General features: G+C 53.2%; 6 protein-coding genes and 2 pseudogenes. 3 read left to right on the top strand and 5 right to left on the bottom strand.

The annotated features are described in order from the left end of the window. Nucleotides 1-180: 180 nt before the first annotated feature. Nucleotides 181-564 carry a tyrosine-type recombinase/integrase gene (locus tag AWB78_RS41055; protein ID WP_269768980.1) on the bottom strand — a complete coding sequence of 128 codons (384 nt, stop codon included), beginning with the start codon at nt 562-564 and terminating at the stop codon, nt 181-183. Between the two features lie 27 nt (nt 565-591). Beyond that, complete coding sequence (locus AWB78_RS41050; protein WP_157697847.1) at nt 592-2,007, bottom strand: hypothetical protein; 1,416 nt, start codon at nt 2,005-2,007, stop codon at nt 592-594. 630 nt (nt 2,008-2,637) lie between these two features. On the opposite strand from AWB78_RS41050, the gene AWB78_RS41045 reads away from it, so the two are divergent. Both AWB78_RS41045 and AWB78_RS41040 read left to right on the top strand, forming a co-directional pair. Next, nucleotides 2,638-3,510, top strand: a complete 873-nt coding sequence (locus tag AWB78_RS41045) for a hypothetical protein (RefSeq protein ID WP_157697846.1) — start codon at nt 2,638-2,640, stop codon at nt 3,508-3,510. Nucleotides 3,511-3,674: 164 nt separating this feature from the next. Further along, a pseudogene (locus tag AWB78_RS41040) lies at nt 3,675-3,971 on the top strand (transposase); the annotation flags it as partial. A 1,047-nt stretch (nt 3,972-5,018) separates the two neighbouring features. Here AWB78_RS41040 and AWB78_RS50035 read toward each other — a convergent pair. Together AWB78_RS50035 and AWB78_RS41035 are read right to left on the bottom strand one after the other, a co-directional pair. Next, nucleotides 5,019-5,195: pseudogene (locus AWB78_RS50035) on the bottom strand (IS110 family RNA-guided transposase); the annotation flags it as partial. A gap of 91 nt (nt 5,196-5,286) precedes the next feature. Continuing rightward, a complete protein-coding gene (locus tag AWB78_RS41035) occupies nt 5,287-5,451 on the bottom strand; it encodes a hypothetical protein (protein WP_232478102.1) in 165 nt (54 codons plus the stop codon). 67 nt (nt 5,452-5,518) lie between these two features. Between AWB78_RS41035 and AWB78_RS41030 the strand changes: the two genes are divergently transcribed. Beyond that, nucleotides 5,519-5,716, top strand: coding sequence for a hypothetical protein (locus tag AWB78_RS41030; RefSeq protein WP_157697845.1), 198 nt, complete (start codon nt 5,519-5,521; stop codon nt 5,714-5,716). A gap of 166 nt (nt 5,717-5,882) precedes the next feature. On the opposite strand, the gene AWB78_RS41025 is transcribed toward AWB78_RS41030, so the two are convergent. Further along, nucleotides 5,883-6,185, bottom strand: a complete 303-nt coding sequence (locus AWB78_RS41025; protein WP_332460151.1) for a hypothetical protein — start codon at nt 6,183-6,185, stop codon at nt 5,883-5,885. Between the last annotated feature and the right edge of the window lie 155 nt (nt 6,186-6,340).

The raw sequence follows: 6,340 nt of genomic DNA, 5'->3' as shown, positions 1-6,340 counted from the left end.
CGTCATACGAGCACCGGCGCGATGCTCGCCCGCGATCGCCTCGAGAAGCTCGAGGTACGCAGCTTCGAGGTCGAGCACATGTCAACGCGCTCTGGCGAATGCAGAGTTCAGGAATATGCGGAACACAGTCGGGCGGCCAACCGTGGAGCCCGGTCGCCGCCCGCATTTCACTCCGCATATTCAGTCGGGCTTCAGCATCGCGATCAGCTTGTCCGGGGCCTTGAATCGCCCGGACCGCAGTGCCAGGGGAACGACACCAGCCAGAGCCGTGAGCTTCTCCGATGGGTCCACACGCAGATACATCTCCGTAGTCTGCATGTCGGCATGGCCCAGCCAGAGGGCCACCTTGCGCAGATCCCCGGTGGCTTGCAGGATCGTCAGGGCGCAGCTGTGGCGCAATACGTGCGGTGAGATGCGCTTCGAGGTCAACGAGGGACATTGGGCCGCGGCGGTGGTCGCGTGTTTGGACAACACACATTCGAAGCCGGAGCGCGTCATCGGCAGTCCGCGAGCATTGACGAAGACTTCAGCAACGCCGGGTTGTGCAACACGCTCTACTCCCAGCGGCTACTCACCATTAATGGAATGCACTTACTGCTCATCAGCACTGGGACGAATACGTTCCAAAATGACGTTGGACACCTGGTCTAGCTCTTTAAGCAAATTATATTGCGCACTCGCTTTTAACCCGGCGGCGTGCGCCGCAACAGCGCTGAGAGCCGTCATCTGTTCTTCTTCTGGAAGCTGATAGATCTTCTGCGCAAGCTCGCTGAGCACAATCTGTCGCCGGTCTTCGTTGAGTGCACCTGCCTTTGTAAGCACACCATTAAAAGCCTCACTCCGGTCGAGCTCCTGAAGGCGATCGATTATCGACGTGAGCTCGGTGAGCAAAGTCAGCCGTGCCTCCTCGTTAAGAGCGTCGGTGTGCGCAAGCACGCTATTGAAAGCGACAACCTGGTAGAACTCCTCCATTCGATGGATCGTATCCGTAAGCTCCCAAAGCACAGGCGGCTTTGAATCACCTTCGAGCACGTAGGTTTGCGCCAGCACGTCATTGAAAGCAGTAATTCGGTTATGTTTTGGAAGGCTGAAGATAACGTGCGCGAGCCCCGTCAGCGGAATCTGCAGCATGTCTGTTTTCAGGGGGGCAAGGTATTTGATGACGTCGTTGAAAGCTGCCGTCCGATCAACTGGCTGAAGGGAAAAGATGCTTGCTGCTAGGCGACCTAACAGAGCTGCCCGGTCATTGTCACTAAGATCGTGCGTTTGAGCCAAAATGTAATTGAACGCAGTTGTCCGGCCAGCCTGAGAAGCAAGGAAAGCGATACTCTCCACGAGACGTGATAGGGGAGCATATCGTTTGCGAGCATCAAGTGTTGCGGTCTGCTTCAACGCATTGAGAAATATCGGCAGGTCGATACGAACGCTTCGAAAGATTTTCGCAATGGCGTTCAACGGAGTTAGGCGTGCGCGGACATCGAGTGTCCCAATTTCTTCTAACACTGCAGTGAGAATAGTCATCCGATCGGTCTGGGGAAGTCGGTTCGGATCGGAGATCAATTCGGCAAGAATCGCGCCATATAACACGTCAAATGATCTCGATGCTGCAGATTCATCGGTCGGATGTTTTTCCTTGGAGAACCGCGCCATGATGAGTCTGATGGCCTCAGATCTTTTTTCGGCCGGAACTTCGGCAAATCGGTCAAGAATCATCTTAATTGAGTCTTGCCCCAGTGCGCAGCTGGATTCGAGAGCTTTTAGAAATCCTTCTGCAGACTGAATTTCCGTATTTGGACTTGCATTGAGTATAAGCTCGGCAATTTTAAGACGGTGCGTTCTAATTTTATGAGGCCGTTCCGGATTGTTTAGCTTCTTAAACGCATACGGGATCTCAGCAAGAGAGACATTTTTAGCTTTGGGAATACTCTCCCTTGTTTTGTGGTTCCAGAATGAGGCCACTTCCTGTTTCAGCGACGATTTCAGGTGCGAAAATGATATGCGTTTCACGTGTTGGGTCCTAAATTGGTTAGGGCAGTTGGGTTTGTTCCCGGCGGATACGGTTGCGCACGGAAATGACTCACCTCGGGGCAAACGATCGGTTTGCCATACGCACGGTTTGCCATACGCACGGCAGGATAAATCTTAACGCCGTTGCGCCGCCTTGCACATCAAGCGAGGGATCTCCGCGTGAACAAGCATTCACGCAAAGAGCTCGTGACCTATGAGGCCAAGAGGTGGAGCGCTGCGCGGCGCCTTCTTGACATCGCATAGATGCGCCTTGACGGTAACTTCTGCGAATCCAAATATAGCAAAAAAAACTCTTTCAAAGCATTCCTGATTTTCAATCATTAATAAGAATCAATGTTGGGATCGATCTTATGAATAATTTAACAACGCTGCATATGTCGCGCGAGTGTATATGTGGCCTAGCTCAGACGTACAGTACTCTGTTTTCGACGGTGGCGTACCTGTCAATATTTACAGTGGCATGCGAAGGACGCGTTTCATCGTAAACCCAAGGCGAGTTGCGTGATGACAGACTGTTCTTACCTTAATTTGGCAACATTTAACTGCTCGTGAGTGGCTGTAGTAAGATCTATGTTATTTCAATGAATCATCAATTGTAGAGGTGTAGTGGTGTATAAAACAAATGGTGTAGGCAGCAACGTCGGCCTTAATTCCGATATAGAAATTAACAACTCAGAAGCAGCTGATGGCGATTTTAGTAAGCCCCGGTTGGAAAAATCCAATGATACGTTTTCGGCGCTGCCAAAGCTAGACCTGAAGAAGCCTCTAACCCTGAAGAAGCCATCCGTGGAAGCTTTCCAATACATAAAAGAAACTTTTAAAGAAAGAATTAAACAATACGATCCTAACAGTCTGAAGAACGGCGGGAGGGGCGATGATAAGTTTGGCCTTACGCGTACAAATTCAGGCAGGGAGCTTCTGTATCGCTCGGCTCCGCCCGACGAAATGTACGAGGCTCTCGAAACGAATAAACTGATAAAGGGGGGAGGGGGCGAGGTGTCGACAACACCTAGTCGGTCATATGCATCCGAATATTGCCAACCCAAAAGCGGAGTTCTCCTTGAAATCGCACTTAAGAAAGGTTCCTTCGATAAGTTGATAGAAAAGGCTGCTGCTCATACCTCCGAAACGACGAAGAAGTTTGTGGAAGATGAAAAATTAAATCTTCCTTTAGAAAAGCAAAGAAGGGCTGAAATGCACAAACGCAGAACAGTGTTGCACAATAACAAAATCAACACTAAGGATGAGGCGAAAAAGCAAGAGTATCAGGGGGAAATGGACAAACTGGGATGGGTTACGGTTAAATTAGAAGGGGATAGATGTAAGTCGCCAATGAATAGTGATATAAAGCAGGTTACTATTCAAGTTGGACCGGGGCTGGAGATGTTCAACGAATATATTGACAAGATTTCTCTGGTTGATAGCAATAAGGATAGAAAAATTAAAAAAGCTAAACATGACGACAACGGCGACCCAGTATAGGGTCCTCGCGGAAAAGTGTGATGGTTTTTCATGATGAAAACGGCGCAGAGCCAATCTGCGCAAGGGTTTGCGCGTCTTGATGGCATCGCGAAAATGACCATGCCTTGATTTCACCTTGATTTCACGTACAGCAGAAATTTGCTAATTTCTGTTTGTGCGGAGGTTTGAATGTCAGAGAAGTAGTGCCAAAGCGGCAATACACGGACGAGTTCAAGGCCGAGGCCATTAGGCTTGCCGAATCAGTCGGGCAGCACGAAGCCGCGCGGAGGCTTGGAGTGCCCGTGGCAACCTTGGGCAATTGGAGTCGACGCAGTCGCAATGCCAAAAGTATCGTCGATGTCGACAGTCACGAAGTGAAGAGCACGCGATCGACGCGCCCGATCAACGAACTGGAGGCGGAGAACAGCCGACTTCGGAAAGAACTCGCCAGTGCGAGACTCGATATCGAGATCCTTGGAAAAGCGACGGCGTGTGTGCTATGAAAGCTGTTTGATCGATGAGGGTGGGCCCCTCGGTGCCGTCTTTCAGGAGAAGGCATCAAACCACTTCAAGCTGCGGCGTTTAAGAGACGCCGTGGTGTTGTGCCATGAACGTGCCTGCATTCTTTGAGGCACGGTGCTTTACCTGAGATGGAGGAAGGCCCTCCGAAGTCAGCGTGCAGGCGCGGGCTTCAAACAGCCGTAAGCTGCTTCAGTGCGAAACCCTGCGGTGGTGAACGTTACGGTTAAAAGGCGTGATCAAACACGTCATGTCTGGACTAGAGAGACGAACGCAAGTGAACCACTGATGACGCATCGAAACGTCTTATAGACGACATCAAAACTGGGGGCGCACTACCCCCCAGGATCAGCGTGACGGCGACCTGCTTATTGGTTACGTGGTGTCCGGTGTATAGGTGGCGTGACCCTAGTCTTGGCTCGGGTAGGGAACTTGGGAACTCTGCATGTGATGCCAATGGAAAACCTTATAAGTGGGACCCCCGAAGGGGGAAAGTACCGATGCGCATGCAGGGGACGGATCATCCCGTACGAGCGTTGAAGCGCCTGTAATGGGCGCTGAGCAAAGGGGATGACTCAGCTCAAGGAAGGTTGTCGCCAACCGGGAAACCGGGATGAGCATTTACCTTCCGCGTCGCTCCGCCGTCGCGAGATGGCGGAGGAATGGCTGGGACGAGCCGTGTAAATCGAGAGGTTTACGCACAGTTCTGTGGGCGGCTGGTGGTGAAATTCCTCGGGCCGACCCGGCAGCGTTGAAGCAAAAGGCGCAACGAATGCGTAAGGTACGGAGTAACGAGACGAGCGCAAGCGAACCGTCGATGAGGTGTCGATAGCTTTTCCACGTGTCGTCAAAACCTCAGCTCGCTGCGCCGGAGTCTTGTCCGGGTTACGTGCCCCATCTAGAAGTCGGTTGCGTCGGCAACCCAGGAGTCCGACGGGCATGTCCACTTCAACCATGGGAACAACAAGTGATCCGATTGTCGCGGCATCACTTTCGCTATGCATACGAGGTCAGAGGGGTTTCATCTGCGCGCCCTCAGGAATAACGCCGTGCTTCAGGTAGCGCCATAGTGCAATCACCAGTCGTCGTGCGACAGCGACGATGGCGATGCGCCGCGCGCGGCGGTTCGGCCCCGTGCCCTGCGTGCGCTGGTTGAACCACTGTGTCAGTGCACTGTCGGGCTGGTGAGCGTGAGCACGTAAGTCGATGGGGCAATGAGCAAGATAGATGATGTTCGAGGGACGAAGTAAAACGGGGCAATGAAGCCCCGTTGTCGTTTCAGAACGGCTCGTCGGGAGTCTGGTGCGGCGGCTGGGTTGGCCCCCGGTACCAAGGCTCGCGATAGCGCCGGATCTGGGTGGCGTATGCGCGGCTGAACCAGAGGTAGAGGTCTTCGATAAAGAACTGCATCATGTAGGCCGCTTCATCGGAGAGCTCGGGCAACGGCAGCGCAATCTCTTTAAACCTAAGCCTCTCCGCAGTCACAGTCGATTCAGTCGGACAGTGGGACTTGATGAAGACCGAGCGCTTTCCTGATGAGGTAAATGAAGACGATGAGAGCGATCCGGTTGCGGATGAAGGCGTCGGCGCAATCGCTTTAGACCTAAACCTCTCCGCAGTCACGCCCAATTCAGTCGAGGGGGAGGACTGGATGAAGATTCCGAACTTTCCTGATGCAGCCCGCGAGCGATCGCGTAAAACTGATTGACGCAAAGTACCGCCCTGTGCAAGCTGGTGCCAGCCAAGACGAAGGCCCCGCTTGAACCCGGGTCAACCTCAGCCAAACTCAAGGTGGCGCGTATTGCTCCGTGGCTCCAAGCTTAGGTAAGCAGGCGACATGGGAACAGCTTCTTCTCGCGTTAGCCTCTGATTCATCAGGGCAAATCGCAGGGATTTTCATACGGATTGGCTGTCGGCCCAGCCAAGAAGCTGTGCCAGATAGCGGTCGTTTGCACATGCCTTGAGGAGCCTTGAAGAGCCTTGAGGCGCCGATTTCTCAGCCCTACTTTCGAGGTCAGGTCATCGCGCAGCAGATTCATCGAAATGCGCCGGAGCACGGCGACGTTCTGCGCAGTATTGTCAATACGCACGCGACACTGCTCTTCGCCGAACGCCATGTCCAGGCACCCGTGCATGCCATTTTCGATCGCCCAGTGCGAACGCACCGTGTGCGCCAGGCGAGCGGCGTTCGCCGGGAGGCTGGAAAGGTAGTAGCGGTTTCGGTTGTGGTGGCGCCACCTATTTCACGCGTAGCGTCGACAATGGCCGCCGAACGGGCATAGGGCCACGGCGATGCCTCATCGAGTGCGGCCCATTCGAACGCAATACCATG

It is taken from the genome of Caballeronia calidae (assembly GCF_900044055.2).
GTDB classification, from domain to species: Bacteria; Pseudomonadota; Gammaproteobacteria; order Burkholderiales; family Burkholderiaceae; genus Caballeronia; species Caballeronia calidae.
This window is presented reverse-complemented; position numbering and strand designations above follow the sequence as displayed.